Raw genomic sequence first — 26,506 nt, forward strand, 5'->3', positions numbered from 1 at the left:
CCGTCCGTCCGAGGAGTGTCCGACCCGTGCCGACCAACAAGCAGCGGCGGGTTGCCGCGCAGCGCCGTCTCCAGCGCCAGCTCGAGCGCCGCGCCGAGCTGGCCCGCAGGCGCCGCCGCAACGTCCTCGTCGTCGTCACCGTCATCGCCGTCCTGGTGGTCGCCGGTGCGGTGACGCTGTTCGCCGGCATCGGCGGCGACGACGACCCCGGTGACACCGCGGCCGCCAGCACCAGCCCGGCGCCCGAGGAGCCCGCGGCCACCGCGGCGCCGGCCGTGACCAACGCCGACGGCACCGTCACGTGCACCTACGCGCCCGACGCCTCGGGCAACCCGAACCTCACCGACGTCGGCACGCCGCCGGACCCCGCGGCGACGCCGGCCAGCGGCACCGTGTCCCTGCTGATGAGCACCGACCAGGGCGACATCCCGCTGACCCTCGACCGGGCCAAGGCCCCCTGCGCGGCGGCGAGCTTCACCTATCTCGCCTCGCAGCAGTTCTTCGACGGCAGCCCGTGCCACCGGCTGGTCAACCAGCCCGGCTTCGGCGTGCTGCAGTGCGGTGACCCGACCGGCACCGGCTCCGGCGGTCCGAGCTACAAGTACGCCGAGGAGGTCACGCCCGAGACGACCTACCCGCGCGGCACGATCGCCATGGCCAAGACGGCGCAGCCCGGCACCACCGGCAGCCAGTTCTTCCTGTGCTTCGTCGACACCACCCTGCCGCCGGAGTACAGCGTCGTCGGCACGGTCGACGAGGCGGGCCTCGCGGTGCTCGAGACGGTGGCCGCCGGCGGCATCCAGGGGGTCGGCCCCGAGGGTGACGGCGCTCCCGCCATCCCGGTGACCATCCAGACGATGACCGTCGCCGGATGAGCCCGGCGCCGCGCGCCGGGCTACTCGCCGGCGCGCTGACCGCGGTGGTCACGCTGGCCGCCTGCAGCGGCACGACGGCGGGCCCGGCCTCGCCGGCCGCGGAGGGCGACGGCGGCGGGGCCGGCGCGGAGCCGACCGGGGCGACGGCGACCTGCGAGTGGGTCGCCGCCCGGTCGGGCAACCCCTACGCCGTCGACGTCGACCCGCCGGACACCGAGGTCCCCGCCGAGGGCACCGCGGCGCTGCGCATGGCGACGTCGCTGGGCGACATCGTCCTCACCCTCGACCGGGCCGGGGCCCCGTGCGCGGCCGCGAGCATGCTGCACCTGGCCGGGCGGGGCTTCTTCGACGGATCGGCCTGCCACCGCGAGGTCGACTCCGAGGGCCTGCAGGTGCTGCAGTGCGGTGACCCCACGGGCACCGGCGCGGGCGGCCCCACCTACGCCTTCCCGACCGACGTCGACGGGGACGAGACCTATCCGCGCGGCACGGTCGCGATGGCCAACGGCGGACGGGGCCTCGACGGCAGCCAGTTCTTCCTCGTCTGGGGCGACAGCCGGCTGCCTCCCGACTACACCGTCGTCGGCACGATCGACGACGCAGGGCTGGCCGTCCTGGACACGGTCGCGGCCAACGGCAACGACGGGTCGCTCGACCCCTCGCCCGGCGGCGGCGCGCCGAACGTCCCGGTCACCGTCGAGTCGATGGCGTCCGCGGAGTGACGGGACCCTGCGGGCGGCCGAGGGCACACTCGGAGCGGTGACCGCCCCCGCTGACCCCTACGCCGGCTTCCCGGCCGGGTTCTTCACCCGCGCCGACGAGCGGCCCGACCCCGAGTTCTACGGGCCGCCCCGCCTGGTCACCCACATCGACGACGCCGCGATCGCCGCGGTCGGGGAGCTCTACGCCGAGCTCGGCATCGACGGATCGGCCGCGACGCCGGTCCGCGTGCTCGACCTCATGTCCTCGTGGGTGTCGCACTTCCGCACGCCGCCGGCCGAGCTGGTCGTGCTGGGGATGAACGCCGCCGAGCTGGCCGCGAACGACGCGGCCACCGAGCGGGTGGTGCGCGACCTCAACGCCGACCCGCGGCTGCCCCTGCCCGACGGCGACGCCGACGCCGCCGTCTGCTGCGTGTCGATCGACTACCTGACCCGGCCGATCGAGGTGCTGGCCGAGGTGGCCCGGGTGCTGCGGCCCGGCGGGACGCTGGCGGTCACGTACTCCAACCGCTGCTTCCCGACCAAGGCGGTGCGCGGCTGGCTGCTCACCTCCGACGAGCAGCACGGCGCGCTGGTGGCCGAGCTGGTCCGGCGGGCCGGCGGCTTCACCGAGCCGGAGGTGTCGCTGCGCACCGAGCCCGGCCGCGGCGACCCCCTCTACGCGGTGGTCGCCCGCCGGAGGTGACGTGCCGGCACCGGCCCCCTGAGGGGTGGTCCTCCGGCTAGGCGGTGACGCGCTCGACGTCGAAGACGCCGTCGACGTTGCGCACGGTCTGCAGCACCGCGCCGAGGTGCGCCGGGTCGGCCAGCTCGAAGGTGAACCGGCTGACCGCCACCCGGTCGCGGCTGGTCTGCACCGACGCCGAGAGGATGTTGACCCGCTCGTCGGCCAGCGCCTTGGTGACGTCGGAGAGCAGGCGGTGCCGGTCGAGCGCCTCGACCTGGATGGCCACGAGGAACACCGAGCCGGGCTGGCTGGCCCACTCGACCTCCACCAGCCGCTCGCTCTTGCGGCGCAGGTCGACGGCGTTGGTGCAGTCGGTGCGGTGGACGCTGACCCCGCCGCCGCGGGTGACGAACCCGAGCACGTCGTCGCCGGGCACCGGGGTGCAGCACTTGGCGAGCTTGGCCCACACGTCGCTCATGCCGTGCACGACGATGCCCGGGTCGCCGCGGGCGGTCCGCCGGTGCACCGGCCGCCGGGTGGGGATCGTGGTCTCGGCGATGTCCTCGACCGCGCCCTCGGTGCCGCCGAGCGCGGTGATCAGCTTGTCGACCACCGAGGCCGCGGAGAGCTGGTGCTCCCCCACCGCGGCGTAGAGCGCCGTGACGTCGGCGTAGCGGAGGTCCTTGGCGAGGGTGCCCAGGGCGTCGCCGCCGAGCAGCCGCTGCAGCGGCAGCCCCGCCTTGCGCATGGCCCGGGTGAGGGCCTCCTTGCCGGCCTCGACGGCGTCGTCGCGCCGCTCCTTGGTGAACCACTGCCGGATCTTGGTGCGGGCGCGGGATGAGCCGACGAACCCGAGCCAGTCCTTCGACGGGCCGGCCGTGGGCGAGCGGGAGGTGAAGATCTCCACGACGTCGCCGTTGGACAGCGTGCTGTCCAGGCTGACCAGCGTCCCGTTGACCCGCGCGCCGATGCAGCGGTGCCCGACCTCGGTGTGCACCGCGTAGGCGAAGTCGACCGGCGTCGCCCCGCCGGGCAGGCTGACGACGTCGCCCTTGGGCGTGAAGACGAAGACCTCCTGCGGACCGAGGTCGTAGCGCAGGGTCTCGAGGAACTCGCCGGGCTCCTGGGCCTCGCGCTGCCAGTCCAGGAGCTGGCGCAGCCACAGCATGTCGTCGGGGGTGCCGACCTTGCTGGCGCCGAACTCGCCCGGGCCGGGCCGCCCGCCGGTGCGCGCCTTCTCCTTGTACTTCCAGTGCGCGGCGATGCCGTACTCGGCGGTGCGGTGCATGTCGTGCGTGCGGATCTGCAGCTCGACGGGCTTGCCGTGCGGGCCGATGACCGTCGTGTGCAGCGACTGGTACATGTTGAACTTCGGCATCGCGACGAAGTCCTTGAACCGCCCGGGCACCGGCTGCCAGTGCGCGTGCATGATGCCCAGCGCGGCGTAGCAGTCGCGGACGGTGTCGACCAGGATCCGGATGCCGACGAGGTCCCAGATGTCGGTGAAGTCCCGGCCGCGGACGATCATCTTCTGGTAGATCGAGTAGTAGTGCTTGGGCCGGCCGGTGACGACCGCCTCGATCTTGGCCGCCTTGAGCTGGTCGGTGACCGAGGTGGTCACCTCCGCCAGGTAGGTGTCGCGCGAGGGCGCGCGCTCGGCGACCAGCCGGACGATCTCGTCGTAGCGCTTGGGGTACAGCGTGGCGAACGCGAGGTCCTCCAGCTCCCACTTGATGGTGTTCATGCCCAGGCGGTGGGCCAGTGGGGCGAGGATCTCCAGCGTCTCGCGCGCCTTCTTCTCCTGCTTCTCCGGCGGGAGGAAGCGCAGCGTGCGCATGTTGTGGAGGCGGTCGGCGAGCTTGATGACCAGCACCCGCGGGTCACGGGCCATCGCCACGATCATCTTGCGGATCGTCTCGGCCTGGGCGGCGTCGCCGAACTTCACCTTGTCGATCTTCGTGACGCCGTCGACGAGGTGGGCGACCTCGGGGCCGAAGTCGGCGCTGATCGCCTCCAGCGTCTTGCCGGTGTCCTCGACGGTGTCGTGCAGCAGCGCGGCCACCAGCGTGGTGGTGTCCATCCCGAGCCCGGCCAGGACGGTGGCCACGGCCAGCGGGTGGGTGATGTAGGGGTCGCCGCTCTTGCGCTTCTGGGTGGCGTGCGCGGCCTCGGCGACGTCGTAGGCCCGCTGCAGCAGCGCCAGGTCGGCCTTCGGGTGGCTCTGCCGGTGCAGCGCGGCCAGCGGCTCGAGGACGGGGCGGACCTCGCTGCGCTGGCCGGTGACGATGCGGCGGGCCAACCGGTCGCGCACCCGGCGCGGGCGGGGTGCCGCGCCCCCCTCCTCGGGCGGCTCGGAGCCGACGTCGTCGGGCCGGCGAACCAGCGGGCGGCTGGGCAGCGGCGGGCGCGGGCCCTGCGGGCTCCCGTCCTGCAGACTCCCGTCCTGCGGCGGCCCGTCCGGGGATCCGGCCGCACCCTGCGGGTCCGGCTCGTGCCGGGCGGGGGCGGGGGCGGCGGCCTCCCCGGGACGCGCGCCGACCACGCGGGCGGCGGGCGCGTCGGGGGCCACGGGGACTCCTGCGGGACGAGGAGGGAGGACCCTGTCCATGCTAGCGGCGACCGGTCACGGAACGGCCTCGGCGGGGCAGGAGGTCACCCTCACGTCGTCCACAGCGCGCGCACCTCGTGCGGGACCAGCCGCTCCCGGCCGCCCAGCGCGCTGAGCTCGACCACCACGCACACCGCGGTGACGACGGCGCCGAGCTCCTCGACCAGCGCCACCGCCGCCGCGAGCGTGCCCCCGGTGGCCAGCACGTCGTCGACGAGCAGCACTCGCTGGCCGGCGTGCAGGGAGTCGGTGTGCATCTCGATGCTGGCGGTGCCGTACTCGAGGGCGTAGTCGGCGGCGACGCGCTCCCGCGGCAGCTTGCCCGCCTTGCGCACCGGCACCACGCCCACGCCGGCGTGCAGTGCCACCGCGGCGGCGAGCAGGAAGCCGCGCGCCTCCACCCCCACGACGACGTCGAAGCCGGGGTCGCCGGCCGCCCCGTCGTCGGTGTGTGTGACCGCCGCCCGGGGGTCCTCCCGCACCGGCGCGGCCAGGCCCTCGACCACCCGGCGGAAGGCCGGGCCGTCGGCGAAGACCGGCGTCAGGTCGCGGAAGAGCACCCCGGGCGTCGGGAAGTCGGGCACGTCGACGGTGAGCCCCGAGATCAGCTCGTCGAGCGGGACGGCGGCGGTCACCGTCGCTTCTTGGTCCCGCCGCGCTGGCCGGGCCGCTGCGGACGCTGGCCGGGACGCGGGGCCACCGTCGCGCCGCGCGGGCCGGGGCCGACCGACGCGGGCGACTCGACGACGACGTCGGCCGGCGCGGGGCCGAGCGCGTCGACGTCCCGCTCGGCCAGCGCCACTCCCCCGCCGCGGGCCGGACTGCGGGTACGGCGGGCACTGGCGACCGGGCCGGCGGCCACGCGGGCACCCTGGCGGGCGGCCGCCGAGCGGCGGGCGAGCACCCGCCGGCGCAGGGCGACCTGCTCGGGCTCGCGCTCCTTGAGGTCGGCGACGATCGGCGTGGCCAGGAAGATCGACGAGTAGGCACCGGCGGCCAGGCCGACGAAGAGCACCAGCGCGAGGTCCTTGAGCGTGCCGACGCCGAGCAGCCCGGCGCCGACGAAGAGCAGGCCGGCCACCGGCAGCAGCGCGATGACCGAGGTGTTGATCGAGCGCATGAGGGTCTGGTTGACCGCCAGGTTGGCCGCCTCGCCCCAGGTCATGCGCGCGGTGCCCGACAGGCCCCGGGTGTTCTCGTCGACCTTGTCGAAGACGACGACGGTGTCGTACAGGGAGAACCCGAGGATGGTGAGCAGGCCGATGACCGTCGACGGCGTCACCTCGAACCCGATGAGGGAGTAGACCCCGGCGGTGACCACGAGGTCGTGCAGCAGCGCCACGATCGCCCCGACCGCCATCTTCGGCTGGAACCGGATCGCCAGGAACGCGATGACGGCGACGAGGAACACCGCCAGCGCCAGCAGCGCCTGGTCGGTGATGTCCTGGCCCCACTCGGCGCTGACCGCCTGCGGACTCACCTGCTCCGGGGTGACGCCCGCGGCGCCGGCGACCGCGTCGACGACCGCGCGCTCGCCGTCGTTGTCGAGCGCGCCGGTGCGCAGCAGGATCGTGTCGCCGCCGACCACCTGCGCGGAGGCGACGTCCGCGCCGGCGTCGGTGGCGGCGGCGCGGACCTGCTCCAGCTGCGCGGTCTCGCCCGGCACCCGGAAGCTGTTGCCGCCGGCGAAGTCGATGCCGAAGTTGAAGCCGCGGAAGACCATCGAGGCGATGCAGACGAGCAGCACCACGGCGGTGACCTTGTAGATCAGCCGGCTGCGGCCGACGACGTCGAGGCCGGCCTCGCCGTTGTAGAGCCGGTGCGCCAGCGACCCGCGCTGGGACGACGGCCCGCTGCCACCGCGGCCCTCGGCGGGCAGGCCGGCGTCGGCGAGCGCGTCGTCGTCGGCGGCGGCCGCGGCGTCCTCGACGGCGTCGGCCCCGGCCGCGCGGGCCTCGTCGGCCTCGGTGCCCACCGGCACCTCGCGCTCCTGCACCGCCTCGCCGACGTCTCCGGTCTCGTCCTGGCGGCTCATGCCTGACTCCTGTCCTGGGACGCGCGCGGACCCCGGCCGGCACCGCTGCCGGCGCCGACCAGCTGGCGGTCGGCGGCGACCACGGGGGCGGCGGACCGGCGCGTGCGGTCGACCTGGCCGAGACCGGAGAACCGGCTCTGACCGAAGGCGCGGAAGCGGGCCAGCACCGCCATCAGCGGGTGGGTGAAGAGGAAGACGACGACGAGGTCGAGCACCGTGGACAGGCCGAGGGTGAACGCGAAGCCCTTCACGTCGCCGATGGCGAGCCAGTAGAGGATCGCCGCGGCGAGGAAGCTCACCGCGTCGGCCGACAGGATGGTGCGCCGGGCGCGCACCCAGGCCCGCGGCACCGCCGACCGCAGGGTGCGGCCCTCGCGGATCTCGTCCTTGAGGCGCTCGAAGTAGACGACGAAGGAGTCGGCGGTGATGCCGATGGCCACGATGAACCCGGCGATGCCGGCGAGGCTCAGCGTGAACCCGATCTCGCGGCCGAGCAGCACCAGGCTCGCGTAGACGACCACCGCCGACAGGATCAGGCTGGCGATCATCACCAGGCCGAGCAGCCGGTAGTAGACCAGCGCGTAGACGAAGACCAGCGCGATGCCGATCGCGCCGGCGATGAGGCCCGCCCGGAGCTGCTCGGCGCCGAGCTCGGTGGAGATCGACTGCGCGGTGGCCTGCTCGAAGGTCAGCGGCAGCGCGCCGTAGCGCAGCTGGTTGGCCAGCTCCTCGGCGCTCTCCTGGTCGAAGTCGCCGGTGATGGTCGTCTGGCCGTTGATGGCGCCCTGGATGGTGGGCGCGGAGACGACGCGGCCGTCGAGGGTGAACGCGACGTTGTTGCCGACGTTGCTCGCGGTGTAGTCCGCCCAGGTGGCCCGGCCCTCGGACCGGAAGTCCAGCAGCACGACCCACGCGCCGGTGGTCTGATCGGTGCCGGCGCTGGCGTCGGCGATCTCGGTGCCCTCGATGATGGTCGGGCCGAGCAGGTACTTGGTCGTGCCGTCCTCGCTGCAGGCGGCCACGAAGTCCTCGGACCGGGCCACGTCGCCGTCGTTGTCCTCGGGGTCGCAGGTCAGCGTCGCGTACTGCGCCGCTGCCTCCTCCTGCGTCACCGCGGGCCGGTCGGGGTCGAGCGCGGGGTCGCTGACGGCGCCGTCGCTCGTCGTCGCGGAGGGGCTGGCGGCGTCGGTCGGGGTGGCGGCGTCGGTCGGGGTGGCGGCGTCGCCGGGAGCCGCGGACTCCGGCGACTCCTCGACGACGACCGCCGGCTCGGGGCCGGTGACGACGGGGCGGAAGCGCAGCTGCGCGGTCTGGCCCAGCTCGCGGGCCTGGTCGCCGTCGTCGCCGGGGACCGAGATGACGATGTTCGACTCGCCCTCGGTGACCACCTCGGCCTCGGCCACACCGATGCCGTTGACCCGCTGCTCGATGATCTGGCGGGCCAGCTCGAGGTCCTCCGGCGCCGGCGGCTGCCCGTCGGGGGTACGGGCGATCAGGGTCACCGTCGTGCCGCCGCGCAGGTCGAGGCCGAGCTGGGGGGTGCGGTCGGTGCCGGTGAGGAAGATCAAGCCGTACATGAGGGCCATGATCAGGGCCAGCGCGCCGAAGTAGCGGCTGGCGGGCAGGGCACGGTTGGCCACGGGGCGTCCTGTCAGAGGGTCTTGCCGGAGGTGCCGTCCCCGGGGCGGTCGTCCCGGGCCGGCGTCTCGCCCGCCGCCGGGTCGACCACCGTCTCGCCGGGAACGACCGGACCGGGCACCTGCCCGGCCGGCTGGCGCACCTGGATGACCGCCTGCCGCGCGTAGGTGACGACGACGCCCGGGGCGATCTCGACCTGGATCGTGTCCGGGTCGTCGAGGCCGGCCACGGTCGCGTACACGCCGCCGGCCATGGTGACCGGGACGCCGATCGCCAGCGCCGACTGGGTCTGGTTCTGCTGGCGCTTGCGGGCCCGGGCCGGCAGCACGATCAGGACCACGAACACCAGCGCGAGCAGGAGCAGGGGGAACAGTTCCACGACGGGGGGACCTCTCTACCGCGCCACGTGCACGCGGTCGGTGCGGTCCGGGTCGGGACCGCTCGGGTACTCGGCCGTGGCGCGCGGGACCGGCCTCCAGCGACACGGGTCGCGGAGCCGGGGACCCGACCGGCCCGGCGAGGGACCGACTTGCGCGCCAGCGCCGATGAGTCTAGGCGTCGAACAGCGGTTCCGACGACGACCCCGGGTCACGCGGGGCGGCGGTGACACCTCCGAGGGGGACGCCACCGCGCGGCACCGGCCGGCCGAGGTGCCGCCAGGCGGCCTCGGTGGCCACCCGCCCGCGGGGGGTGCGCGCCAGCAGCCCGGCCCGCACGAGGAACGGCTCGCAGACCTCCTCGACGGTGTGCGGCTCCTCCCCCACCGCCACGGCGAGGGTGCTGACCCCCACCGGACCGCCGTTGAAGCGGGCGACCAGCGCCTCGAGCACCGCGCGGTCGAGCCGGTCGAGGCCGAGCTCGTCGACGTCGTAGAGCGCCAGCGCGGCCCGGGCGACGGCGCGGGTGACCCGCCCGTCGGCCTCCACCTCGGCGTAGTCGCGCACGCGGCGCAGCAGCCGGTTGGCGATGCGCGGCGTGCCGCGCGAGCGGCCGGCGATCTCGGCCGAGCCGTCGTCGGTGAGCTCGACGCCGAGCAGGTCGGCGCTGCGGGCCAGCACCCGCTGCAACTCGGTGGGCTCGTAGAACTCCATCTGACCGACGAAGCCGAACCGGTCGCGCAGCGGTCCGGTGAGCAACCCCGCTCGCGTCGTCGCGCCGACGAGGGTGAACGGGTTGATCTCCAGCGGGATGGCGGTGGCGCCGGGGCCCTTGCCGACGACGACGTCGACCCGGAAGTCCTCCATCGCCATGTAGAGGAGTTCCTCGGCCGGCCGGGCGATGCGGTGGATCTCGTCGATGAAGAGCACGTCGCCGGAACCGAGGTTGGACAGCATCGCGGCGAGGTCGCCGGAGCGCTCGATCGCCGGGCCGCTGGTGATCTTCACCGCGGTGCCCAGCTCGGAGCCGATGATCAGCGCGAGGCTGGTCTTGCCCAGCCCGGGCGGGCCGGACAGCAGCACGTGGTCCGGCGGGCGGCCCCGGCGCTTCGCGCCCTCGAGCACCAGGGCGAGCTGGCGGGCGACCTTGGGCTGGCCGATGAAGTCGTGCAGCGAGTGCGGCCGCAGCGCCGACTCGACGACCCGCTCCTCGTCACCGGCCTGCGGCGAGACGGCGAAGTCGCGCGCGATGCCGGACTCCACGTCCCCGGTCAGCGACCGGTCGAACGGCGCGCTCATGACCGGCCGAGCAGCTGCAGCGCCTGGCGCAGCAGCGAGGCGACGTCGACCCGCCCGGTGGCGGTGAGCTGCTCGTCGGCGACCGGCGCGAGGGCGGCGATGGCGGTGTCGGCCTCGCGGCTGGACCAGCCGAGGCTGACCAGCGCCGCGGACAGCTGGTCGCGCCACGGCGCCACCGGGGTGAGCGGCCCGGCACCCGGGGCCGCGGCGGCCGGGCCGTCGAGCTGGGTGTCGGTGGTGGTCGAGCCGAGGCGGTCGCGCAGCTCGAGGATCAGCCGCTCGGCGCCCTTCTTGCCGATCCCGGGGACCTGCATGAGCGCCTTGACATCGGCGAGCGAGACCGCGCGCCGTACCTCGCGCGGCGGGTGGATGGCCAGCACCGCCTGCGCCAGCCGCGGCCCGACGCCGTTGGCGGTCTGCAGCAGCTCGAACAGCTGCCGCTCGTCGTCGTCGGCGAAGCCGTAGAGGGTGAGGGAGTCCTCGCGGACGACGAGGCTGGTGGCCAGCCGCGCGTCCCCCCCCACGGAGAGGCGGGCGATGGTGCCGGGCGTGCACTGCACGGCCAGGCCGATGCCGCCGACCTCCACCACCGCGCCGTCGGGCGAGACGGCGGCCACGCGGCCGCTGACCGAGGCGATCACCGCGACACCCCCTGCCAGCGCGGCAGCGTCCGCTGCACGACCGGCGCGCCGATGCCGCCGGCGATCGCCGCCGTCCGCAGCCGCTGCTGCGCCGGGCCGCGCCAGACGTGGCAGACGGCCAGCGCCAGCGCGTCGGCGGCGTCGGCCGGCTTGGGGGCGGCCGCGAGGCCGAGCACCCGGGTGACCATCAGGGTGACCTGCTCCTTGTCCGCGCGGCCGTTGCCGGAGATGGCCGCCTTGACCTCGCTCGGGGTGTGCCAGGCGACCGGCCGGTCGGCCTGCGCGGCGGCCAGCGCCGCCACGCCCGCGGCCTGCGCGGTGCCGGTGGCGGTGCCCTTGTTGTTCTGGGTGAACACCCGCTCGATCGCCACGACGTCGGGCCGGTGCTCGCGCAGCAGCGCCGTCACCTGGGTGTGCAGCTCCAGCAGCCGCAGCTCCAGGTCGAGATCGGCGGAGCTGCGGATCACGCCCACCCCGACGGCCGCCGGCCGGGCGCCCGGGCGGCCGTCGACCACGCCCCACCCGCACCGGGTCAGGCCCGGGTCGATGCCGAGCACCCGCATGGCTCTGCCCCCCAAGGACGTGCCTCCCGCTGACCGAACTGGTGTTCGACCGAGGCTAACCGCCCGGAGCGACGCTCCGGCGCGACACGCGGGCCCTAACCGACGTTGGCCAGGACCTCGTCCGGGACGTCGTAGTTCGCGTAGACGTTCTGCACGTCGTCGCAGTCCTCGAGGGCGTCGATGAGGCGGAACACCTTGCCCGCGCCCTCCTCGTCGAGCTCGACGGTGACGCTGGGCACGAACCCGGCCTCGGCCGAGTCGTAGTCGATGCCGGCGTCCTGCAGCGCGGTGCGCACCGCCACCAGGTCGGTGGGCTCGCACACCACCTCGAAGGTGTCCCCGAGGTCGCGGACCTCCTCGGCGCCGGCGTCGAGGACGGCCATGAGGACGGTGTCCTCGTCGACGCCGTCGGCCTGCGGCACCACGATGACGCCCTTGCGGGTGAACAGGTAGGACACCGAGCCCGGGTCGGCCATGGAGCCGCCGTTGCGGGTCATGGCGGTGCGCACCTCGGAGGCCGACCGGTTCTTGTTGTCGGTCAGGCACTCGATGAGCACGGCGACCCCGCCGGCCGCGTAGCCCTCGTAGGTGATCGTCAGGTACTCGACGCCGCCGGCCTCGGCACCGGAGCCGCGTTTGACCGCGCGGTCGATGTTGTCGTTGGGGACCGAGGACTTCTTCGCCTTCTGGATGGCGTCGTAGAGCGTGGGGTTGCCGGCCGGGTCACCGCCGCCGGTCCGCGCCGCGACCTCGACGTTCTTGATCAGCTTGGCGAACAGCTTGCCGCGCTTGGCGTCGATGGCGGCCTTCTTGTGCTTGGTCGTCGCCCACTTGGAATGGCCGCTCACGGCTGTCCTCCCTCGTCCGGGCGCCCGGCACTGGCGCCCGGGCGCACCGGTCGATCCTACCGGCGGCGGGCCGGGGCCCGTCCCGGCCGCCGGATCAGGGCCCGGCCGCCCGCCGCGAGCTCCAGGTCAGCAGCCGCTCCAGCGGGCCCCGGCCCAGCCGCAGCCGCCACACCGTGGCCAGCAGCACGGCCGTGACCGTGAAGCGCGCCCACAGACCCCAGTCCGCGCCGTACCCGGCGTCGACCACGTGGATGGCGACGATCTGGGCGGTGTAGACCGACAGCGCCAGGGCGCCCACCGCGGCCAGTGGGTACGTCAGGCGCGGCAGCAGGTCGGCGAGCACCAGGCACACCCCGGTGACGGCGACCGCGACGCCGCCGGAGCCGACCACCTCGAACGGCGTGCTGCTGTGCGGCTGCGCGCCGGCGAACCAGGCCGGGTCCCACCCGCCGGTCGCGTCGAAGGCGGTCTCGATCCCCTCGAGCCGCTGCCCCGGCGCCAGTCCCCGGGTGCTGAGCAGGCCGCCGAGGTGACCCAGCACCGCAGCCGCGGCCCCGCCGACGACCAGCCCCGCGCGCACCCGTGCGGCCCCGAGGTCCAGCCGGCCGACCGCGAGCCCGACCAGCACGAACGCCACCCAGACCGCCGCCGGGTAGTACCCGGTGAACAGCAGGAAGGCGAAGGCGTTGTCCTCCTCGCCCCGCTCGGTGGCGTACCGCCCGACGGCGACGGTCAGCGGCGGCCCGGCCAGGACGACGACACCCGCGGCGAGCAGCAGCCGCGCCGGGGACCAGCGCAGGAACGGCACCGCGAGGACGAACAGCACCGCGTAGACGCCCAGGATGATCGCCACGAAGGTGTCCAGCAGCTCCAGCACCCCGCCGATGGCGAACACCCAGGCGGCACGGACGAGCACGCGGGTGCGGGCCCGGGCGAGCTCACGCCCGTCGAGGCGGGTGCGGCCGCCCGACAGCAGGGCGATGGAGACACCGGCCAGGGTGGCGAACAGGATCGACGAGCGGCCGTCGACGAGCGCCCGCCAGGTGCTGGGGTCCCAGCCCAGCTCGCCGGTGTCGCCCAGGTGGGCGCCGAACATCCCGAGCACGGCGAGGCCGCGGGCGACGTCGAGGCCGCCGATCCGTCGTCCCCCGCCGGCCGCCGCGACCGGCGCGGGTGCGGCGGTGCCCGCGACGTCCTCGCGCTGCGCGGTCACGCCGGCCTCCTCACCCGGCGCTCAGCCGCGGGCGGTCCCGGCGCCGGCGAGGACGACGTCCAGGCCGTCCTCGACGTCGAAGAACCGCGGCAGCGGGCGGTCGGCGTGCAGCCGCAGCAGCCGCGGCAGCCGGCCCTGGCGGAGCAGGCAGGTGTCGCGCACGGCGTCGTTGTAGAACCGCCGGGCCAGCGCGATCCGCTCGTCGGCCTCGCCCAGCGCGGCGAGCACTCCCGGCGGGACGCCGGGGACCTCGCCGGGCAGGGCCCGCAGCTCGCGGCCGAGGACGTTCTCGGCCAGCTCGCGGTCCCCGGTCAGGGGGTCGCGGGCGTCGTGCGCGGCGGTCTTGAGGCGGACGGCGCGGTCCTCGCCGAGCGCGGTGGCGTGGTCGGCGGCCAGGTCGGCGACGAGCGTGGCGCGCTGGTGCAGCCGGCCGTCGAGCACCGCCCAGGCGCGCGCCGCCCGGTCCTCCAGGCGGCGCAGCCGGGTGGCCGTCCAGGCCGCCCACGCCAGCAGGAGCAGGACCGCCCCGGCGACGAGGACCAACCAGACATCGGGCGTCACGGCACCCACGCTAGCGGCGGACGCGCCTCAGCAGGGCCGGTAACACCCTGCCGTGGTCCTCGGCACCGGTGGCGCCCGCCACGTCCCCGTCGACGACGGTCACGTGGCCCGCGCCCGGCGCCACGACGGTCTCGTAGACGGCGAGCACCCGGCGGGCCACGACCTGCCAGTCGTAGGCGGCCGCCGCCTCCCGCCCGGCCGCCGACAGCGCCGCCCGGCGCGCGGGGTCGGCGAGCAGGTCCGACAGCGCACGGGCCAGCGCCCGGCTGTCCCCACGGCGGACCAGCACCCCCGCGTCGCCGTCCTCGAGCACCCGCGCGAAGGCGTCGAGGTCGCTGGCGACGATCGGTGCTCCGGCGGCCATGGCCTCGATGAGCACGACGCCGAAGCTCTCGCCGAGCAGGTTGGGTGCGCAGTAGACGTCGACCGAGCGCAGGAAGGCGCCCTTGTCGGACTCCGACAGCTCACCGAGCAGCGCCACCGACGACCGCAGGTCGTCGCCCACCGCCTCGCGCAGCGCGTCGGGGTCGCCGCGGCCGGCGACCAGCAGCCGCGCCCCCGGGTGGCGGCGGACGACGGTCCGCATCGCCTCCAGCAGCACCGGCAGCCCCTTGCGCGGCTCGTCGTAGCGGCCGAGGAAGCCGACGGTCGGGCCGTCGACACCCCGCGCGGCGCCCGGGAGGGTCGGGCCCTGGGCGAAGGCGGCCACGTGCACCCCGTTGGGGATGATCACCGCGTCCCCGCCCAGGTGCTCGACCTGCACCCGGCGCGCGAAGTCCGACACGGCGATCCGGCCGCTGATGCGCTCCAGCCACGGGCGGGCCACCGGCCCCACGGCGGCGAGCCACTTCGACCGCGTGGTGGCCGCGTGGAAGGTCGCCACGATCGGGCCCTCCGCGATCATGCAGACCAGCAGGCCGATCGACGGCGAGGCCGGGTCGTGCACGTGGACGACGTCGAAGTGCCCGTCCCGCAGCCACCGGCGCACGCGCGACGCCGACACCGGCCCGAACTGCATGCTGGCCATCGAGCCGTTGTAGGGGACCGGGACGGTCCGGCCGGCGTAGGTGAGCCAGGGGTCGGTGAGCGACTCCTCGTGCTCGGCCGGGGTGAGCACCTCGACGTGGTGGCCGAGCCCGCGGAGCGTCTCGGCGAGGTCGCGCACGTGGTACTGGACACCGCCGGGGACGTCCCAGCGGTACGGGCAGACCAGGCCGATCCGCAGGTGCCCGCGCATCAGTGGCGCTCCCCCGCCGGCGGGTCCGGCGGCACGTCGGCCCAGATGCGGCCGAGCACGTGCCAGTCCTCGGGGCGGACGGCGAGGTCGGCGGTGAAGGCGTCGGCGACGCCCTGCATGCCCGCGGCGACCCGGTCGCGCAGCCGTCCCGGCCCGTCGACCCGCACCTCCGGCCGCACGGCGAACTCCCACCCGCGGTCGGTGAAGCGGCACACCGCCGGGTGCAGCGCGGCCCCGGTCTGCGCGGCCAGCAGCGCGGGCCCGGCGGGCATGGTGGTCGGCCGGGAGAAGAAGTCGACGGCGACCCCGCCGGGCCCGAGGTCACGGTCGACGAGCAGGCAGGTGAAGCCACCGGCCGACAGCTCCTCGCGCAGCACGGCCGAGGTGGGCCGCGCTCCCCCGGTCAGCGGGAGCACCCGGATGCCGAGGGACTCCCGGTACTCCAGGAACCGCCGGTAGAGCGACTCCGGCTGCAGCCGCTCGGCGACGGTCGTGAACGGCCCGCCCAGCCAGTCGACCAGCCACACCCCGGCGGCGTCCCAGTTGCCGCTGTGCGGCAGGGCGATCACGACGCCGCGGCCGGCGTCCCGAGCCCGCTCCAGGTGCTCGAGGCCGGAGTGCACGGTGCCGCCCACGATGCGTGCGGCCGGCAGCCGCGGCAGGCGGAAGGCCTCCTGCCAGTAGCGGGCGTAGGAGCGCAGCGCCCGGGTGGTGAGGTCGCCGAGCTCGTCCTCGGGCAGCCGGCCACCGGTGGCGACCCGCAGGTTGGCCCGCAACTGGCGCACGCCGCGGCCCTCGCGGCCCGCGGCCAGCCGGCCCCCGGCGTCGAAGGCGCCGCGGGCGACCGGCTCGGGCAGCCGCTGCACGGCCTGCCAGCCGGCCGCGTAGCCCAGGTCGACCAGGCGGGCGCGGGCGCCGGCCGGCGACGGGACCCGGGCGCGCAGGTCGGTCACGGCGCCGGGGCCGACGTCGACAGGGGCCTGCCCTGCGCGCCGCGGTGGACGGCGACCACGCGCTGCCCGACCGTGATCGCACCGCCGGCGACCAGCAGCCACAGCCCGACGTCGACGGCGTACGGGATGCCGAGCCCGGTGAGGCCGGTGCCGGTGAGCACCAGGATCAGCCGCTCGGTGCGCTCGACCAGCCCGACGTCGCACGGGATGCCGACGCCCTCGGCGCGGGCCTTGATGTAGCTGGTCAGCACGCCGAGGGTGAGCCCGACCAGGGCCAGCAGCGCGAGCAGCCGGTTCTCGCCGGCGCCGGTGTACCACCACACCAGCGCGCTGAACACGGCCGCGTCGACGGCCCGGTCGCAGGTGGAGTCGAGCACCGCGCCGAACGCCGACCCGCCGCCGCGGGCCCGGGCCAGCGCGCCGTCGAGCATGTCGAGCAGCACGAAGACCGTGACGGTGGCGGCGCCCCAGAACAGCTCGCCGCGGGCGATGAGCAGCACCGCGCCGGCCATGGCGCCGAGCGTGCCGGTGACGGTGACCATGTCGGCGGTCACCCCGGCGCGGGCCAGCCGGGTGACCACCGGTGCCCAGAACCGGCCGACGGCGGCGCGGGCGCCCGAGCCGAGCACGTCAGCCCCCCGGGACCGGCGCCGCGGCGCCCGGCCAGTGCTGCGCGAGCAGCGCGCGGGTCTCGGCGAGCACCTGCGGCAGCACCCGGGTCAGGCCGATCACCGGCATGAAGTTGGTGTCGCCACCCCACCGCGGCACCGCGTGCTGGTGCAGGTGGTCGGCGATGCCGGCGCCGGCGACCGACCCCTGGTTCATGCCGATGTTGAACCCGTGCGCGCCGGTCACCTGCCGCACCACCCGCATCGCCGTCTGGGTGAACGCGCCCAGCTCGGCGACCTCGGCGTCGGTGAGGTCGGTGTAGTCGGGCACGTGGCGGTACGGGACCACCATCAGGTGCCCGGCGTTGTACGGGTAGAGGTTGAGGACGGCGAACACCGTCTCCCCGCGCGCGACGACCAGCCCCTCCTCGTCCGGCATGGCCGGGATGAGGCAGAACGGGCAGTCGTGCTCGCCGGTGGGCTTGCCCGACCCGCGGATGTAGGCCATCCGGTAGGGCGTCCACAGGTGCTCGAAGACGGTGGCCGGGCCGCCGTCGTCGCTGGAGACGGGGACGGAGAAGCCGTCCGGGCCGACGGTCACGGCCTCTCCAGCGGCGTGTCGGCCGTCGGGTCGGCGTTGTGCCGCCCGGCCACCCACGCGGCGACGGCGTCGACGGCCTCCTGCACCGGCACGCCGTTGCGCTGGCTGCCGTCGCGGTAGCGGAAGGAGACCGCGCCGGCCTCGGCGTCGGTGGCGCCGGCGATGAGCACGAAGGGCACCTTCTGCTTGCTGGCGTTGCGGATCTTCTTCTGCATCCGGTCGTCGGAGTCGTCGACCTCGACCCGGATGCCGCGGGCCCGCAGCCGCAGCGCGACGTCGTCGAGGTAGCCGACCTGGTCGTCGGTGACCGGGACGCCGACGACCTGCACCGGGGCGAGCCACGCGGGGAACGCGCCGGCGTAGTGCTCGGTGAGGACGGCGAAGAAGCGCTCCATCGAGCCGAACAGCGCGCGGTGGAGCATGACCGGCCGCTGGCGGCTGCCGTCGGCGGCGGTGTACTCCAGGCCGAAGCGCTCGGGCAGGTTGAAGTCGACCTGGATGGTCGACATCTGCCACGAGCGGCCGATCGCGTCGCGGGCCTGCACGGAGATCTTCGGGCCGTAGAACGCCGCGCCGCCCGGGTCGGGCACCAGCTCCAGGCCGGAGTCGAGCGCCGCCTGCCGCAGCGCCTCGGTGGCTGCCTCCCAGCCCTCGTCGGTGCCGACCGACTTCTCCGGGTTGCGGGTGGACAGCTCCAGGTAGAAGTCCGACAGGCCGTAGTCGGCGAGCAGGCCGAGCACGAAGTCGAGCAGGCCGCGCAGCTCGCCGGGCATCTGCTCGGGGGTGCAGTAGATGTGCGCGTCGTCCTGGGTGAAGCCGCGGGCGCGGGTCAGGCCGTGGATGACGCCGGACTTCTCGTAGCGGTAGACGGTGCCGAACTCGAACAGCCGCAGCGGCAGCTCGCGGTAGGAGCGGCCGCGGGCCCCGAAGACCAGGTTGTGCATCGGGCAGTTCATCGGCTTGAGGTAGTAGTCCTGCCCCTGCCGGCGCACCACGCCGTCGGCGTCGCGCTCCTCGTCGAGCTGCATGGGCGGGTACATGCCCTCGGCGTACCAGTCGAGGTGGCCGGAGACCTCGAACAGCCGGGCCTTGGTGATGTGCGGGGTGTTGACGAAGGAGTACCCGCCCTCCTCGTGCCGCCGCCGGCTGTAGGCCTCCAGCTCCCGCCGGACGACGCCGCCCTTCGGGTGGAACACCGCCAGGCCGGAGCCGATCTCGTCCGGGAAGCTGAACAGGTCCAGCTCGGCGCCCAGGCGGCGGTGGTCGCGGCGCTCGGCCTCGGCCAGCTGCTCGAGGTACCCCTTGTGCGCCTCGCGGCTCTCCCACGCGGTGCCGTAGACCCGCTGCAGCTGCGGGTTCTTCTCGCTGCCGCGCCAGTAGGCCGCCGCGGAGCGGGTCAGGCTGAACGCGGGGATGCCCGAGGTGCGCGGCAGGTGCGGGCCGCGGCACAGGTCGGTCCACACGCGCTCGCCGGTGCGCGCGTCGAGGTTGTCGTACATGGTCAGCTGCGCGCCGCCGACCTCGACGTCGGCGCCCTCCGCGGCCCCGGCACCGCCGTCGGCGCCGCCCTTGAGGCCGATGAGCTCGAGCTTGTACGGCTCGTGCGCGAGCTCGGCGCGGGCGTCGTCGTCGCTGATCTCCCGCCGGGAGAAGCGCTGCCCGGCCCGGACGATCTGCTGCATGCGCTTCTCCAGCGCCTGCAGGTCCTCGGGGGTGAAGGGCTTCTCGGGGTCGAAGTCGTAGTAGAAGCCGTTGTCGACCGGCGGACCGATGCCCAGGCGGGTGCCCGGGAAGAGGTCCTGCACGGCCTGGGCGAGCACGTGCGCGGTCGAGTGCCGGATCACGGCGCGGCCCTCGGGGCTGGCGGCGACCACCGGCTCCACGTCGGCGTCGGCGTCGGGGACCCAGGCCAGGTCGCGCAGCTCGCCGGTGGCGGTGTCGCGGACGACGACGGCGCCGTCAGGGCCCTTCAGCGCCACCCCGGCCTCCTTGAGCGCCTGCCCGGCCGTCGTCCCGGCCGGCACCCGGATCGGGGCGGTGTCGGCAGGGGGTGGCGCGGCGGACACGGGGGCTCCTGGGGGTCGCTGGACGGTTCCGGCGGCGCCCGCGGAGACGGGCGTCGCGCAGGCCAGCGTATCGACCGCCGCGGGCCTCACCCGGTCGGCTCGGCCCCTCCGTCGAGGATCTGCACCGCATCGCCGACCCCGACCGTGCCCGGCTGCGCCACCTCGGCGTACACGCCCAGGCAGTGCCTCGGCAGGCGGGTGACCTCCAGCACCACCGGCCCCAGCCGGAGCCGCCGGCCCACCCAGGCCCGCTCCAGGTCACCGGAGTCGTCGGCCGGGAGGTCGAGGACGAGGTTGGCGCGGGGGTCCTCGGTGCCGCACCCGGCCGGGACGACGCCCGACGCCGCCCGCTCCAGCGCCTGCCGCGACACCAGGTGCACCGCGGCCGCGCCGTCGGGGCGGCCGGTGAGGGGCTCCAGCCGCACCGGCGTCCCCACCGCGGCGGTGACGGCGGCGGCGTCGAGGTCGGGGTGCCCGGTGGGCGTGACGCCGGCCAGCGCGGGGGTGTCCTTGCCACGCAGCACCCGGCCGGAGAGGTCGACGACGGCGTACGCGCGGTCTCCGACCAGCCCGCCGGCGCCGACGTCGGCCCGCTCCAGCGGCGTCCCGGCGCACCCCCGCACGGGGTAGACGGAGATGCCCACGACCGTGACCGGACCCACCCGGGTCACGCTAGACCGCTCAGGCGGCGGCCCGGCCGCGGCGGCGCAGCCGGCGCAGCTGGGCGTCGAGGTAGGGCCGGGCCCTGCGCTGCCCGCCGCGGACGGCGATCGCGCCCTCGAGCTCGGCGAGCACGCGCGCCAGCCGGGCCTCGTCGGCCGGCCAGCCGCGGCGCAGGCACTCCTCCAGCCACTCGACCGGGGCGGTGTGCCCGCGCTCGCCGTTGCACCGCCCGCAGGCGGCCACCTCGTTCTCCAGCCACGACGGGCCGCCCTTGACCCGGGGCACCACGTGCTCGGTCGTCGGCGTGACCTGCCCGGTCAGCACCCGCCCGCACCAGATGCAGGTGGGGCCGTCCCGCTCCACGGCCGCGTCCAGGCGGGCGGCCCTGTCCAGTGCCATCTCCCCCATGGTGCGCCCGGGCGGCGGCGCGCGCCGTGAGGGATCGGACACTCAGCCGCGACGACGGCGTCCGGCGACCCGCGGGCGGCGGGGGTGCACCGCGGCCACGACCGCGCTCCTGCGGCGGCGGCGGACGGCGCGGCGGAACCGCTCGCGGCCGGGGCTGACGCCGGGCGGGTAGGCCGACCAGACGAACTCGGCCCCCGGCGGGTCCGGCGCCGCCTCGTCCTCGCGCATCCACTCGTGCAGCCGGGCGAGGACCCCCTCCGCGACGTGGTCGTGGTCGAGCACCCGACGCGGGTCGGTGACCCCCTCGGCCTCCAGCGCCGCGCCGTAGGCGGCCTGCCAGCCGGTCCCGAAGGCCCGGTCGGCGAGGTCGGACACGACGGCGTGCGCCTCGTCGACCCGCACGTCCGTGTCGAGGGCGAGGTCGAGCTCGACGACCGCTCGCAGGGTGTGCAGGTCGGGGGCCGGCCAGGGCGGGGCCGGCAGCGGCGCCGGCAGGGGCCCGGGGTCGTCGTCGGTCACCGGTGGATCGTGGCAGGACGGCGCGTCCGGTACCGATGAGTTCCGCCGTGGGTGAGGGTCTCCCCGCACGACACCGACCCACCCGGCTGCGACGACGGCCGGACACGCAGTGAGGAGCACGACATGGGCGTCATCCGGGTGCACGAGTTCACCACCGTCGACGGGGTCGTCGACGCGCCGATGTGGACCGTCGACTACGGCTTCCCCGACGACCTCGCCGCCTCGATCGGCGGCATCACCGCCCCGGCCGGCGGCATCCTGCTCGGCCGCACCACCTTCGAGATGTTCGCCCCGGCCTGGTCCACCCGGACCGCCGAGGACGACGAGGGCGCGCCGTTCTTCAACGACACGACGAAGTACGTCGTCTCCTCCACGCTCACCGACGCCGAGTCGGTGTGGCGCAACTCGACCACCGTCGGCGGCTACGACACCGAGCGGATCCGCGAGCTCAAGGCCGACCGTGACCTCTACGTCAGCGGCAGCGCCACGCTCGTGCGGGCGCTGGTCGCCGACGGCCTGGTCGACGAGCTGCACCTCTACGTCTACCCGCTCTCCGTCGGCGAGGGCATCCGCCTGTTCCCCGAGGGCACGGCGCAGAAGCTGTCCCTGCTCGGCGTCGAGGCGCTGAGCAACGGGGTGGCGCACCTGACCTACGGCCCCGCCTGAGCCGGGGAAGGCGGGAGGGCCGGGCTCCCCGTCGGAGCCCGGCCTCCCCGGGTGGGGCGGTGCCGGTCAGGACCGGTGCGCCCCGAGGGCCGGCCGATCAGTTCCCGGTGCCGCGCCGGTCACAGCTCCCGGGACCACCGGGGGACCGACGCGCTCGTACCGGAGGAGACGCATGGCCAAGCTCGTCTACTCGATGATCACCTCGCTCGACGGCTACGCCGAGGCGGCCGAGGGCGACCTCGGCTCCGGCGCCGAGGACCCGGAGGTGCACACCTTCATCGGCGACACCTTCCGCCACCTCGGCACGTACCTCTACGGCCGACGCATGTACGAGACGATGGTCTTCTGGGAGACCGCGCACGCCCTGCCCGACGCGCCGCCGCACATCGTGCAGTACGCGCGTGACTGGCAGGCCGCCGACAAGGTCGTCTACTCCACGACGCTGGAGTCGGTGTCGAGCGCGAGGACCCGGCTCGAGCGGACCTTCGACCCGGACGCCGTCCGCCGGCTCAAGGCCGAGTCCGACCACGATCTCAGCGTCGACGGCCCGACCCTCGCCGCCCAGGCGATCGCGGCCGGCCTGGTGGACGAGTACCACCTCTTCACCACGACGAGCGTGGTCGGCGGCGGCAAGCGGTTCTTCCCCGACGGCGTGCGCCTCGACCTCGAGCTGGTCGAGGAGCGCGCCTTCGGCAGCGGACTGCTCTACACGCGCTACCGGACCCGCTGAGCCACACCGGCCGGTCGTCCCGGCGAGACGACGAGGGGCCAGGCTTCCCCGTCCCCGGGTTCACCTGGCCCCTCGTGCCGGTGGGCGATACTGGGTTCGAACCAGTGACCTCTTCGGTGTGAACGAAGCGCTCTACCACTGAGCCAATCGCCCGCTGCGCCGTCCATGATGCCAGACGGTCAGCGCCAGAGCGGCACCCACCCCGGCACCCAGTCGGGCACGCCCATCAGGTGCAGCACGACGACCACGACGCCGTAGACGAACGCGGCGGTGAGCGCTCCGATGCCGAGCCGCACCCACACCGGCTGCCGGCCCAGCCAGTCGGTCCAGGCCTTGACGTTGCGCTTGGTGTAGTCCAGCAACTGCTCTGCCCACCGGAACTCCGTGGCGAGCACGACGAGGCCGGCGATGACGGTGAGCCAGCCCGGGCCCGGCAGCGGGATGGTCGCCAGCCCGACGGCGACGATCAGCCCGCCGACGATGCCGACGACGATCCGGTAGGCGTGGTCGAGGGGGCGGCGGGCGGCCAGCCGTCTGCGCCAGCGCGCCTCGGCGACCCGCTCGCGCAGGCTGCGGTGCCCCTCGCCCGGAGTGCGTTCCCGCCGCTCGCGCGCGGTCGGTGGTGCCGCCACCTCCTGCGGGAGGGGTGGCACCGTGTCCTGTTCGCTCAGCTCGTCACCTGCCCGTTCGCCACCACGTCCGACGGTTCCGCCGGAGCCTCACGACCGGGCTCGATGCTGACCGCGTAGGCGTCGTAGTCGTCGAGACCGGTCGCCGCGGAGCCTATGGTCCGGACGTCCGTCCGTGGGGAGACGACGACGTCGAACTCGCCGAGCGCCACCGGACCGTCCTCCGCCACCCCCCACACCACGTACGTGCTGTCGGACAGGTCGTTGACCCCCAGCCCGTGGGTGACGACGTCCAACCGGCCGTCGCGGGCGACCACCGTGGCCACCGACCGGCCGTCGTCCGACAGGGGCGCGATGGTCGCCCGGCCCGGCTGCAGCAGCGAGTCGAGGACCTCGGCCTGCTCGGCCGCCACCGCCTGCGCCTCGTCCCGCGCCGACCCGAGGACGACGTTCCACGTCCCCAGCGCCAGGATCGCCGCGACCGCGGCCGCCACGAGCGCGTTGGGCAGCACCCGCCGCCACACCGTCGGCCCGCCGGTGCCGGCCTCGACGGCCGGCGGGACGTAGCCCGGGAAGCCGGTGGCGCCACGGCCGGCCGCGGTCGACCCGGCGCCGGGGACGTCGCCGCGCCGGCGGCCGCCCGGAGGGCCGGCGAGCGGCGGGAGGGCCACGTCGTCGGGCCCACCGGGGTCGGGCCCGGTGACGGGCGCCGGGGGCGGCAGCTGCTCGGTGCGCTCGACGGCCTCGCGCAGCCGGTCGCGCAGCCCCTCGGAGGGCTCGGCCGGCGGCAGGTCACCGGCCAGCGCGGCCATGACCTCGGCGGTCTCGGCGACCGTGCGCGTGCACCGCGGGCAGGCGGCCAGGTGGGGGGCGAAGAGGGTCTCGTCCTCGGGCTCGAGCGCGTGCAGCGCCCAGCCGACGGCGAGCTCGTCGAAGGTCTCGTGGTCGTCGTGCCGCGAGGTCACCGGGCACCCCCGTCGACCGCCGTGGAGTCGCTGAGCGCCCCGCCGGCCGAGGCGCCGGCGACCGCGCCCAGCTCCACCTTGAGCCGGCGCATGCCGGCGAGCATGCGGGTCTTGACCGTGCCCAGCGGTGCACGCGTCAGCGCCGCGACCTCCCGCTGCGTGTAGCCGCCGTAGTAGGCCAGCGTGAGCGCCTCGCGCTGCGCGTGGGGCAGCGTCCCGAGGGCCAGCCGCACCCGGTCGGACACCACCCGGCTCCACACCTCGTCCTCGACGTCGCGGGCGTCCGTGGGGGCGCTGAGCACCAGGTCGTCCTCGGCGCGGGTCTGCCGGCGGCGGTGCGCCTCCTCGCGGCGGACGGCGTCGACGGCCTTGTGGTGCACCATCGCCATCAGCCAGGACGAGAAGCTGCCGCGGGCGCGGTCGTAGGCGTGCGGGTCGCGCCACACCGTGAGGAACACGTCCTGGACGACGTCCTCGGCGAGCGTGTCGTCGGCGAGGATGCGACGGGCCAAGGCGAACGCGGGCCTGCGGAACCGGTCGTAGAGGTCGTCGACAGCGCCCCTGTCCCCCGCACGCACGCGCAGCACGAGGTCGGCATCACCGGGATCGCCCTCCGGTCGGCGTGCCGGACGCGTCACGGCTCCCATCGTCACACGTCACGTTCGCGCCAGACAGCCACCTCGGTTCAGCACGCCGCACGGGTCCACCGCTCGTGTCACCGGTCCCTCACTCTTCCGGACGACACGCCCGGGGAGCGCTCGGCGCAACATCCCGCCTCGCCGGTCGTTCTACCTGTCATGGATCGTGGCGACATGGCACACCGCTCCTCCCCCGGGTACTCCGTCCCGACGACGCTGTACCTGGTGGGCCCCGGCTCCTGGACCGAGGTGCCCGCGGTCCTGTCGTACGAGGCGAGCGACCCGTTCGCGGTCCGGATCGGGTTCGGGGAGCCCGGCGAGCCCGTCGACGACGGCATCACGTGGCTGCTGGCCCGCGAGCTGCTGGCGGCCGGGCTGGAGCGCCCCGCCGGCGAGGGTGACGTGCGGCTGTGGCCGGCGCGCACCAGCGGGGACGTCCTGTACCTGCACCTGCGCGCACCCTCGGGCGAGGCCCTCTTCGAACTGTCGCGCGCGACGGTGGCCGCCTTCCTGCAGCAGACGGAGGCCCTGGTACCCCCCGGGCAGGAGACCGCGGCGCTCGACGTCGACGAGGAGCTCGCCGTCCTGTTGTCCGGCGGCGGCACCGACCCCGGGACGAGCTGAACGTCGGGACCCCCCGTGAAACCCCCTCCGGGGGTCGGGTATGGTTCTCCGTGCAGGACAGCAACGCGGACGTGGCTCAGTTGGTAGAGCATCACCTTGCCAAGGTGAGGGTCGCGGGTTCGAATCCCGTCGTCCGCTCGGGACCTCGAGCGCTGGTCGCGAGACCGGCGCTCGTGTGTGCGGTGGAGTGGCCGAGAGGCGAGGCAACGGCCTGCAAAGCCGTCTACACGGGTTCAAATCCCGTCTCCACCTCGCCTCCTCGCAGCAGCGCGGTGGAGCGGGCCGGTCACAGCACCGGACTCGGGCGATTGGCTCAGTGGTAGAGCGCTACCTTGACACGGTAGAGGTCACTGGTTCGAACCCAGTATCGCCCACCAGCACGCGGAGCCCCGGGCCACGGCCCGGGGCTCTCGTCGTCCCCGGGACGGCCGGCCCTCAGCCCCGCTCCCCCACCGCCGGCACCACCCGCTCGGCCCAGAGGCGCTCGACCTGGGCGGCCAGGGCGTCCGGGGTGCCGCTGTTGTCCAGGACGACGTCGGCGACCGCCCGCCGCTGCTCGTCGGTGGCCTGCGCGGCGATCCGCGCACGGGCGTCGTCCTCGGTGAGCCCGCGCAGCACCAGACGCGCCAGCCGGGTCTCCAGGTCGGCCTCGACCACCAGCACGAGGTCGTAGCGACCGGCCTGCCCGGTCTCCACCAGCAGCGGCACGTCCTGGACGACGACGGCGTCCGGCGGCGCCCCGGCGACGACCTCCTCCGCGCGCGCCCGCACCAGCGGGTGCACGATGCCGTCGAGCCGGGCCCGCGCCTCCTGGTCGGCGAAGACGATCGAGGCCAGCGCGGCCCGGTCGAGCGCGCCGTCGGGTGTCAGCACCCCCGGCCCGAAGGCCCCGACGACGGCGGCCAGGCCCGGCGTGCCGGGTTCGACGACCTCGCGCGCGATGCGGTCGGCGTCGACGACCACCGCCCCGCGCGCGGCCAGCAGCGCCGCCACGGTGCTCTTCCCCGACCCGATCCCGCCGGTCAACCCGATGCGCAGCACGTTCGGACCGTAACGACCGACCCGATGGCGGTCACGGACGGGTAACACCCGCCCGCGGATCCCGGCGCGTCGCACCAGTCACACGCGTCACTCCTCATAACGTCCGCCCCG

Annotated in this window: 29 protein-coding genes and 4 tRNA genes; 9 read left to right on the forward strand and 24 right to left on the reverse strand. The window is 75.1% G+C overall.

Annotated elements, in window-relative coordinates; translation table 11 throughout:
• Positions 1-26: 26 nt before the first annotated feature.
• From BM165_RS20730 to BM165_RS20740, 3 genes are read left to right on the forward strand one after another with little or no spacing between them, the layout of a single operon-like run.
• Positions 27-875, forward strand: coding sequence for a peptidylprolyl isomerase (locus tag BM165_RS20730; RefSeq protein ID WP_075015427.1), 849 nt, complete (start codon positions 27-29; stop codon positions 873-875).
• Positions 872-1,597: a peptidylprolyl isomerase gene (locus BM165_RS20735; protein ID WP_075015428.1), complete on the forward strand. Its 726-nt coding sequence runs from the start codon at positions 872-874 to the stop codon at positions 1,595-1,597. Before BM165_RS20730 ends, BM165_RS20735 begins: the two co-directional genes overlap by 4 nt.
• A gap of 37 nt (positions 1,598-1,634) precedes the next feature.
• Complete coding sequence (locus BM165_RS20740) at positions 1,635-2,282, forward strand: methyltransferase domain-containing protein (RefSeq protein WP_075015429.1); 648 nt, start codon at positions 1,635-1,637, stop codon at positions 2,280-2,282.
• A gap of 37 nt (positions 2,283-2,319) precedes the next feature.
• Here the strand turns inward: BM165_RS20740 and BM165_RS20745 are convergent, their stop codons facing one another.
• The 19 genes from BM165_RS20745 to BM165_RS20835 form a co-directional block, all read right to left on the reverse strand.
• Complete coding sequence (locus BM165_RS20745; protein ID WP_075015430.1) at positions 2,320-4,833, reverse strand: RelA/SpoT family protein; 2,514 nt, start codon at positions 4,831-4,833, stop codon at positions 2,320-2,322.
• 89 nt (positions 4,834-4,922) lie between these two features.
• Entirely contained in the window at positions 4,923-5,507 is a 585-nt protein-coding gene (locus BM165_RS20750; RefSeq protein ID WP_075015431.1) for an adenine phosphoribosyltransferase, read from the reverse strand.
• Positions 5,504-6,907 carry a protein translocase subunit SecF gene (gene secF / locus BM165_RS20755; RefSeq protein WP_083427558.1) on the reverse strand — a complete coding sequence of 468 codons (1,404 nt, stop codon included), beginning with the start codon at positions 6,905-6,907 and terminating at the stop codon, positions 5,504-5,506. The genes BM165_RS20750 and secF overlap by 4 nt, the downstream gene beginning before the upstream one ends.
• Complete coding sequence (secD, locus tag BM165_RS20760; protein ID WP_075015432.1) at positions 6,904-8,547, reverse strand: protein translocase subunit SecD; 1,644 nt, start codon at positions 8,545-8,547, stop codon at positions 6,904-6,906. Before secD ends, secF begins: the two co-directional genes overlap by 4 nt.
• A gap of 11 nt (positions 8,548-8,558) precedes the next feature.
• Positions 8,559-8,924, reverse strand: a complete 366-nt coding sequence (yajC, locus tag BM165_RS20765; RefSeq protein ID WP_075015433.1) for a preprotein translocase subunit YajC — start codon at positions 8,922-8,924, stop codon at positions 8,559-8,561.
• A gap of 172 nt (positions 8,925-9,096) precedes the next feature.
• Positions 9,097-10,221, reverse strand: a complete 1,125-nt coding sequence (gene ruvB, locus BM165_RS20770) for a Holliday junction branch migration DNA helicase RuvB (RefSeq protein ID WP_143108259.1) — start codon at positions 10,219-10,221, stop codon at positions 9,097-9,099.
• Positions 10,218-10,862 (reverse strand): Holliday junction branch migration protein RuvA, encoded by a 645-nt coding sequence (gene ruvA / locus BM165_RS20775; RefSeq protein ID WP_075015434.1) that lies wholly within the window; start codon positions 10,860-10,862, stop codon positions 10,218-10,220. Before ruvA ends, ruvB begins: the two co-directional genes overlap by 4 nt.
• A complete protein-coding gene (gene ruvC / locus BM165_RS20780; protein ID WP_075015435.1) occupies positions 10,859-11,425 on the reverse strand; it encodes a crossover junction endodeoxyribonuclease RuvC in 567 nt (188 codons plus the stop codon). Before ruvC ends, ruvA begins: the two co-directional genes overlap by 4 nt.
• 95 nt (positions 11,426-11,520) lie before the next feature.
• Positions 11,521-12,273: a YebC/PmpR family DNA-binding transcriptional regulator gene (locus BM165_RS20785; protein ID WP_075015436.1), complete on the reverse strand. Its 753-nt coding sequence runs from the start codon at positions 12,271-12,273 to the stop codon at positions 11,521-11,523.
• 94 nt (positions 12,274-12,367) lie between these two features.
• Positions 12,368-13,486 carry a heparan-alpha-glucosaminide N-acetyltransferase domain-containing protein gene (locus tag BM165_RS20790; RefSeq protein ID WP_075015437.1) on the reverse strand — a complete coding sequence of 373 codons (1,119 nt, stop codon included), beginning with the start codon at positions 13,484-13,486 and terminating at the stop codon, positions 12,368-12,370.
• A gap of 21 nt (positions 13,487-13,507) precedes the next feature.
• Positions 13,508-14,047: a LemA family protein gene (locus tag BM165_RS20795; protein ID WP_075015528.1), complete on the reverse strand. Its 540-nt coding sequence runs from the start codon at positions 14,045-14,047 to the stop codon at positions 13,508-13,510.
• A gap of 10 nt (positions 14,048-14,057) precedes the next feature.
• Positions 14,058-15,284 carry a glycosyltransferase family 4 protein gene (locus BM165_RS20800; RefSeq protein WP_280140739.1) on the reverse strand — a complete coding sequence of 409 codons (1,227 nt, stop codon included), beginning with the start codon at positions 15,282-15,284 and terminating at the stop codon, positions 14,058-14,060.
• Complete coding sequence (locus BM165_RS20805; RefSeq protein WP_075015438.1) at positions 15,284-16,237, reverse strand: phosphatidylinositol mannoside acyltransferase; 954 nt, start codon at positions 16,235-16,237, stop codon at positions 15,284-15,286. The genes BM165_RS20800 and BM165_RS20805 overlap by 1 nt, the downstream gene beginning before the upstream one ends.
• Complete coding sequence (gene pgsA / locus BM165_RS20810) at positions 16,234-16,866, reverse strand: phosphatidylinositol phosphate synthase (RefSeq protein WP_075015439.1); 633 nt, start codon at positions 16,864-16,866, stop codon at positions 16,234-16,236. Before pgsA ends, BM165_RS20805 begins: the two co-directional genes overlap by 4 nt.
• 1 nt (position 16,867) lies before the next feature.
• Positions 16,868-17,446 carry an HIT family protein gene (locus BM165_RS20815; RefSeq protein WP_177225267.1) on the reverse strand — a complete coding sequence of 193 codons (579 nt, stop codon included), beginning with the start codon at positions 17,444-17,446 and terminating at the stop codon, positions 16,868-16,870.
• On the reverse strand, positions 17,443-19,512 hold the full coding sequence (gene thrS, locus BM165_RS20820; RefSeq protein WP_075015440.1) for a threonine--tRNA ligase: 2,070 nt from the start codon (positions 19,510-19,512) through the stop codon (positions 17,443-17,445). The genes BM165_RS20815 and thrS overlap by 4 nt, the downstream gene beginning before the upstream one ends.
• A gap of 86 nt (positions 19,513-19,598) precedes the next feature.
• Entirely contained in the window at positions 19,599-20,174 is a 576-nt protein-coding gene (locus tag BM165_RS20825; protein WP_143108260.1) for an MOSC N-terminal beta barrel domain-containing protein, read from the reverse strand.
• 19 nt (positions 20,175-20,193) lie between these two features.
• Positions 20,194-20,574: an HNH endonuclease gene (locus tag BM165_RS20830; protein WP_177225268.1), complete on the reverse strand. Its 381-nt coding sequence runs from the start codon at positions 20,572-20,574 to the stop codon at positions 20,194-20,196.
• Between the two features lie 51 nt (positions 20,575-20,625).
• Positions 20,626-21,102, reverse strand: a complete 477-nt coding sequence (locus tag BM165_RS20835) for a hypothetical protein (RefSeq protein ID WP_075015442.1) — start codon at positions 21,100-21,102, stop codon at positions 20,626-20,628.
• A gap of 123 nt (positions 21,103-21,225) precedes the next feature.
• On the opposite strand from BM165_RS20835, the gene BM165_RS20840 reads away from it, so the two are divergent.
• Both BM165_RS20840 and BM165_RS20845 read left to right on the forward strand, forming a co-directional pair.
• Entirely contained in the window at positions 21,226-21,768 is a 543-nt protein-coding gene (locus BM165_RS20840) for a dihydrofolate reductase family protein (protein WP_075015443.1), read from the forward strand.
• 172 nt (positions 21,769-21,940) lie between these two features.
• Positions 21,941-22,498: a dihydrofolate reductase family protein gene (locus BM165_RS20845; protein ID WP_075015444.1), complete on the forward strand. Its 558-nt coding sequence runs from the start codon at positions 21,941-21,943 to the stop codon at positions 22,496-22,498.
• 81 nt (positions 22,499-22,579) lie between these two features.
• Here the strand turns inward: BM165_RS20845 and BM165_RS20850 are convergent.
• The 4 genes from BM165_RS20850 to BM165_RS20865 form a co-directional block, all read right to left on the reverse strand.
• A tRNA-Val gene (locus BM165_RS20850) sits at positions 22,580-22,651 on the reverse strand.
• 26 nt (positions 22,652-22,677) lie between these two features.
• Positions 22,678-23,130 (reverse strand): TIGR02611 family protein, encoded by a 453-nt coding sequence (locus BM165_RS20855; protein ID WP_143108261.1) that lies wholly within the window; start codon positions 23,128-23,130, stop codon positions 22,678-22,680.
• Positions 23,131-23,165: 35 nt separating this feature from the next.
• Positions 23,166-24,092 (reverse strand): anti-sigma factor domain-containing protein, encoded by a 927-nt coding sequence (locus tag BM165_RS20860; protein WP_075015445.1) that lies wholly within the window; start codon positions 24,090-24,092, stop codon positions 23,166-23,168.
• Positions 24,089-24,739 carry a sigma-70 family RNA polymerase sigma factor gene (locus BM165_RS20865; RefSeq protein ID WP_244274372.1) on the reverse strand — a complete coding sequence of 217 codons (651 nt, stop codon included), beginning with the start codon at positions 24,737-24,739 and terminating at the stop codon, positions 24,089-24,091. The genes BM165_RS20860 and BM165_RS20865 overlap by 4 nt, the downstream gene beginning before the upstream one ends.
• A gap of 165 nt (positions 24,740-24,904) precedes the next feature.
• Between BM165_RS20865 and BM165_RS20870 the strand changes: the two genes are divergently transcribed.
• The 4 genes from BM165_RS20870 to BM165_RS20885 all read left to right on the forward strand — a co-directional run bounded on the left by BM165_RS20870 (position 24,905) and on the right by BM165_RS20885 (position 25,731).
• Complete coding sequence (locus tag BM165_RS20870) at positions 24,905-25,354, forward strand: SsgA family sporulation/cell division regulator (RefSeq protein ID WP_075015447.1); 450 nt, start codon at positions 24,905-24,907, stop codon at positions 25,352-25,354.
• 65 nt (positions 25,355-25,419) lie between these two features.
• Positions 25,420-25,492 (forward strand) — tRNA-Gly (locus tag BM165_RS20875).
• Between the two features lie 43 nt (positions 25,493-25,535).
• Positions 25,536-25,606 (forward strand) — tRNA-Cys (locus BM165_RS20880).
• 50 nt (positions 25,607-25,656) lie between these two features.
• Positions 25,657-25,731, forward strand: a tRNA-Val gene (locus tag BM165_RS20885).
• A 58-nt stretch (positions 25,732-25,789) separates the two neighbouring features.
• Here BM165_RS20885 and coaE read toward each other — a convergent pair.
• Positions 25,790-26,395, reverse strand: coding sequence for a dephospho-CoA kinase (gene coaE / locus BM165_RS20890; protein ID WP_075015448.1), 606 nt, complete (start codon positions 26,393-26,395; stop codon positions 25,790-25,792).
• Between the last annotated feature and the right edge of the window lie 111 nt (positions 26,396-26,506).

Origin of the sequence: Geodermatophilus obscurus (assembly GCF_900115395.1) — a bacterium.
Taxonomy (GTDB): domain Bacteria; phylum Actinomycetota; class Actinomycetes; order Mycobacteriales; family Geodermatophilaceae; genus Geodermatophilus; species Geodermatophilus obscurus_B.

Bases quoted from the DNA above. Each gene is read 5' to 3' on its own strand.
- BM165_RS20735 (WP_075015428.1), top strand. From the start codon at position 872: ATGAGCCCGGCGCCGCGCGCCGGGCTACTCGCCGGCGCGCTGACCGCG.
- secF (WP_083427558.1), bottom strand. From the start codon at position 6,907: ATGAGCCGCCAGGACGAGACCGGAGACGTCGGCGAGGCGGTGCAGGAG.
- ruvB (WP_143108259.1), bottom strand. From the start codon at position 10,221: ATGAGCGCGCCGTTCGACCGGTCGCTGACCGGGGACGTGGAGTCCGGC.
- ruvC (WP_075015435.1), bottom strand. From the start codon at position 11,425: ATGCGGGTGCTCGGCATCGACCCGGGCCTGACCCGGTGCGGGTGGGGC.
- BM165_RS20800 (WP_280140739.1), bottom strand. From the start codon at position 15,284: ATGCGCGGGCACCTGCGGATCGGCCTGGTCTGCCCGTACCGCTGGGAC.
- BM165_RS20830 (WP_177225268.1), bottom strand. From the start codon at position 20,574: ATGGCACTGGACAGGGCCGCCCGCCTGGACGCGGCCGTGGAGCGGGAC.
- BM165_RS20840 (WP_075015443.1), top strand. From the start codon at position 21,226: ATGGGCGTCATCCGGGTGCACGAGTTCACCACCGTCGACGGGGTCGTC.
- BM165_RS20845 (WP_075015444.1), top strand. From the start codon at position 21,941: ATGGCCAAGCTCGTCTACTCGATGATCACCTCGCTCGACGGCTACGCC.
- BM165_RS20865 (WP_244274372.1), bottom strand. From the start codon at position 24,739: ATGGGAGCCGTGACGCGTCCGGCACGCCGACCGGAGGGCGATCCCGGT.
- BM165_RS20870 (WP_075015447.1), top strand. From the start codon at position 24,905: ATGGCACACCGCTCCTCCCCCGGGTACTCCGTCCCGACGACGCTGTAC.